Source organism: Roseburia sp. OF03-24, from assembly GCF_003463035.1.
In the GTDB taxonomy this organism is placed as follows: Bacteria; Bacillota; Clostridia; order Lachnospirales; family Lachnospiraceae; genus Roseburia; species Roseburia rectibacter.
In genome coordinates, this window is sequence record NZ_QSCK01000065.1 from 1 (window position 1) to 4,278 (window position 4,278).

Here is a 4,278-nt window from a genome sequence, read left to right on the forward strand (position 1 = left end):
ACACCATTTGGGGAGATGATTTATTTCATAAACAAACCAGCATTTGTTGGGAGCTTATAAAAATATAGATATTATAGAAATGGACAAAAAAATACATGACAAACCAGCAGCTTAAGCAAATCAAAATCAGAAAACCAGATGAGAACATACGGAAAAAAGTGCAGGAAAACTGGGATTCCCTGGCGAAACCATTAGACGGTCTGGGAATTTTTGAAAAGATATTTACGCAGATCGGTGCAGTGACGGGCGATGAGAGTGTTCCGATACAGAAAAAGGCAGTTATCGTGATGTGTGCAGACAATGGAATCGTCGAGGAGGGCATCAGCCAGTCCGGACAGGAGGTCACGTATCAGGTTGCAGAATCCATGGGAAAAAGAAAAAGTTCTGTCTGTCTTATGGCAGCACAGGTGAATGCCGAGGTGATACCAATCGATATTGGTATCGCAGCAGAAAAAACACCGGAGGGTGTCTGGAACAAAAAAGTATGCCCTGGTACCAAAAACTTCTTAAAACAGCCTGCGATGACAGAGCAGGAAGCACTAGCTGCGATTGAAGCAGGGATTAAAAGCGTCAAAAAATGTAAAGAAGATGGCGTGATGCTGTTTGCAACCGGTGAGATGGGAATTGGAAATACAACAACCAGCAGTGCTGTGGCTGCGGCACTGCTGGACTGTGGGACTGCAGATATTACCGGAAAAGGTGCAGGGTTAAGTGATGAGGGATTACAGCACAAGATAGAAGTCATCAATGCAGCACGGGAAAAATATCAGTTTGATTCCAAAGAGACATTCCGGATTCTGTGTTCGGTTGGAGGACTTGATATTGCCGGCTTATGTGGTGTGTGTATCGGAGGAGCAGTTTATGGTGTTCCTGTTGTGTTAGACGGTGTGATCAGTGCAGTTTCTGCACTTGTGGCAGAACGGCTGGTGCCGGGGGTAAAAGATTTTTTGATCGCCTCCCATAAAAGCAGAGAGCCTGCTGCGGCATTGATCTTACAGGAACTTGGAGTACATCCGGTCATTGATGGTGCGTTAGCACTCGGTGAGGGAACAGGCGCAGTTCTGATGTTTGGACTTCTGGATACGGTACATGCTGTCTACGACAACAGGACAACTTTTTCAGATATCAGGGTGGAAGCATACCGGAGGTTTACGGAAACATGATGATATTGGTAACAGGTGCAAGCGGCAGCGGAAAGTCGGAATATGCGGAAAATCTGGCAGTGAAGCTGGCAGGGAAAAAGAATCAGGATACTGGAAATAAAATCCCGGATGCGGACCACGCATCAGAAATCTGTGATGGATATCTGTCAGCGGAAAGTCATAAGTTGTATTATCTTGCGACGATGCGTGTGTATGGAGAAGAGGGCATGCGCCGGGTGGAGAGGCACAGAAAATTGCGCGCAGGAAAGGGATTTTATACAGTGGAGTGTCCCATAAATGTGGACGAAGCATTTTCAGAAATTCTTATGTGCGTAGGGGATGAATTCGGCAGAAAATCATCTATGCCGGTGGCTTTGCTGGAGTGTATGTCCAATCTTGTCGCAAACGAGATGTTTCCGGAGCCTGGAGATGAGCAGGAGAGAGGCTGTATGGAGGAAGAAAATCCCGCAGAACAAAATGATGTATATATAACAAAGAAACAACAGAAAGAGACAAATAGCTGTGCCAAAAATATAATCCGTCAGATCAGGCATCTGAGAGATCAGACCGCTCATTTAGTGGTCGTAACCAACCAGATTTTTGAGGACGGAATCACTTATGAGCCGGGGACGACGGAATATATCAGAAATCTTGGGCAGATCAATCAGTTGCTGGCAGAAATGGCAGATTCAGTTGTTGAGGTTGTTGCGGGAATCCCGCTTCTTGTAAAATAACCCGGAAATGGAGACGATTATGACAACAGCATTAAAAGCATTTATCATTGCATTTTCCATGTATTCGCAGATCCCAATGCCGCAGTTTACCTGGCAGGAAAAAGAAATGAAATATGCATTTTGTTTTTTTCCATGGGTGGGAGCAGCGATCGGTGGAATCACGATGTTCTGGTGGTGGTTCTGCGGAAAGTTTTCGGTTGGAAATATGGCATTTGCCATGATAGGTGCAGCAATCCCGCTTGCAGTTACCGGTGGATTTCATGTGGATGGTTTTATGGATACGATGGACGCATTCCATTCCTATCAGCCGAGAGAGCGGAAACTTGAGATCTTAAAAGATTCCCACATAGGTGCTTTTTCCGTGATCTGTCTGGTGCTTTATGAACTGATTTATATCGGAGCTTATTCAGAAATAAATGCTGTGCGGCAGATAGAAATTGCAGCAGTCGGATTCTTTTTATCGAGATGTCTAAGCGGTATAGCAGCAGTGACCTTTCCAGGCGCTAAAAAAGAGGGACTTTTATATATGTTTACGAGCAGGGCACATGAACGGACAGTAAAGGCAGCACTTTTTTTGCAGACACTGTCGGCAGCAGTGTTGATGCTATATATAGACGGCATTACCGGTGCAGCCGTTTTAGTGGGTGCCGGCATTACTTTTTGGTATTATTATAAAAAATGCAAAAAGGAACTCGGCGGTATTACCGGGGATACCGAAGGGTATTTTGTGACAGTGTGCGAGGGTGTGATCGTTTTGGCTGCTGCGGTATGTAAAATTGTATTAATTTAAAAAATACGTTTGATTTTGCTATACTAAGAGCATATAAATCCAGAGGTGTAGCGTGGAACTTAGAGTATTAAATTTTTTTTAATGGTTGCCAGAGAAGAAAATATTACAAAAGCAGCACAACTGCTTCATGTAACGCAGCCGACACTTTCCCGTCAGCTCATGCAGTTGGAAGAGGAATTGGGAGTGCGGCTTTTTCACATAGGAAAACATAGCGTAACCTTGACAGAAGATGGCATGTTACTTCGCAGGCGGGCACAGGAGATTGCAGCATTATCAGAGAAAACGATTTCAGAATTGAAAAATAAAGGTGATATGCTTTCAGGGGAGATATTTATTGGGTGCGGCGAAACGAGAAGTATGGAGATTTTGTCCGAAAATATCAGAAATTTTCGAGAAATCTATCCTCTGGTACAGTTTCATATATACAGTGCCACAGCGGATGACATTATAAAGAGCGTATAGAGAAAGGATTGCTCGATATTGGACTTTTAACAGAGCCTGTTGATATATCAAAGTATGAATTTATTCGTATGCCGGGCAAAGAAAGATGGGGCGTGTTAGTAAATCCGGATTCTCCGTTGTATGTAAAAGAAAGTGTATCACCTGCTGACTTATCAGGTATTCCGCTTATCATGGTACAGAGAAATTCTGTAAAAAATGAACTGGCAAACTGGTTTGGTGATATTTATGAACAATTAGATGTGGCAGCTACTTATAATCTTATTCTGAATGCAGCCAGTATGGTAAAGGAAGGTGTAGGGACTGCGGTTTGTTTTGATTTTGGAATGACATATGGAGAGTTACGATTCATTCCGTTTACCCCACAACTGGAAACGGGCTCAGTTCTGGTATGGAAGAAAAATCAGGCGCATGCTGACACACTGCGGTTATTTTTACAGTTTGTTAAAAATGCCTTATAAGCATTGCTCACAATTTATAATGGGTATTAGACATAACATATATATGAAAGTAAAATGAAGGTGTTCCGAAAGGAGCATCTTTTTAATTAGCTGTAAACAGCACCACTCGGGTGCGAAAGAGTCGCAGGCGACTCTTTGTTTCGTATAATACTCCTTAGTCAGGGGGTTATATTAGAAGAAATATGGGACTATGAGAGGATAAGAGGATGACAAAGCAGGAGGCTGCAGATGGCAGTAAAAGGCGTGGAGTCTCCGATTATCGGGGCAACGAAGGTGAAATATATTGATGATGCAGTGGGTGCACTTGATATACATTTAGCGGATGAGGACGTTGCTTATCTGGAAGAAATGTATGTGCCACATCCAGTCATCGGAGCAATTGATAAAAACCCGGAGCAGGGAGTCATATTATTGGATGAGAAAAATAGAAAGTGCACAGGCTGCATGATATTCATTTTGAGCAATAAAGAAAGAAAGGACAAAGACTATGAAGAAAAATATAGGATTGGAAAAGAACTTTTCGAAGCAGATATGTTAGTAATAGTAACTCCTTTATATTATTATGGAATGTCAGCACAAATGAAAACAGTAATTGCTGGTTTGTTTATGAAATAAATCGCTCGTCCAAATGGTGTGTCGCAGGTCTGTGAGTGGCGTCTTGCGCAAAGCCGGAGTAATTTTTGTTCCGTTGT

General features: G+C 42.8%; 6 protein-coding genes. All 6 read left to right on the forward strand.

Features of this window, described 5'->3' with window-relative positions; translation table 11 throughout:
- Positions 1-95: 95 nt before the first annotated feature.
- Positions 96-1,163 carry a nicotinate-nucleotide--dimethylbenzimidazole phosphoribosyltransferase gene (gene cobT, locus DXA60_RS18255; protein WP_117922673.1) on the forward strand — a complete coding sequence of 356 codons (1,068 nt, stop codon included), beginning with the start codon at positions 96-98 and terminating at the stop codon, positions 1,161-1,163.
- Positions 1,160-1,876 carry a bifunctional adenosylcobinamide kinase/adenosylcobinamide-phosphate guanylyltransferase gene (locus DXA60_RS18260; protein ID WP_117922674.1) on the forward strand — a complete coding sequence of 239 codons (717 nt, stop codon included), beginning with the start codon at positions 1,160-1,162 and terminating at the stop codon, positions 1,874-1,876. Before cobT ends, DXA60_RS18260 begins: the two co-directional genes overlap by 4 nt.
- 19 nt (positions 1,877-1,895) lie before the next feature.
- Entirely contained in the window at positions 1,896-2,666 is a 771-nt protein-coding gene (locus DXA60_RS18265; RefSeq protein ID WP_117922675.1) for an adenosylcobinamide-GDP ribazoletransferase, read from the forward strand.
- An 81-nt stretch (positions 2,667-2,747) separates the two neighbouring features.
- Entirely contained in the window at positions 2,748-3,128 is a 381-nt protein-coding gene (locus tag DXA60_RS19660) for a LysR family transcriptional regulator (RefSeq protein ID WP_334294403.1), read from the forward strand.
- 8 nt (positions 3,129-3,136) lie between these two features.
- The gene (locus DXA60_RS19665; RefSeq protein WP_330418466.1) at positions 3,137-3,586 is read left to right on the forward strand and encodes a substrate-binding domain-containing protein; all 450 of its coding nucleotides are present in this window, start codon (positions 3,137-3,139) and stop codon (positions 3,584-3,586) included.
- A gap of 228 nt (positions 3,587-3,814) precedes the next feature.
- Positions 3,815-4,201 carry an NAD(P)H-dependent oxidoreductase gene (locus tag DXA60_RS18760; RefSeq protein WP_158570898.1) on the forward strand — a complete coding sequence of 129 codons (387 nt, stop codon included), beginning with the start codon at positions 3,815-3,817 and terminating at the stop codon, positions 4,199-4,201.
- The last annotated feature ends 77 nt before the right edge of the window (positions 4,202-4,278 follow it).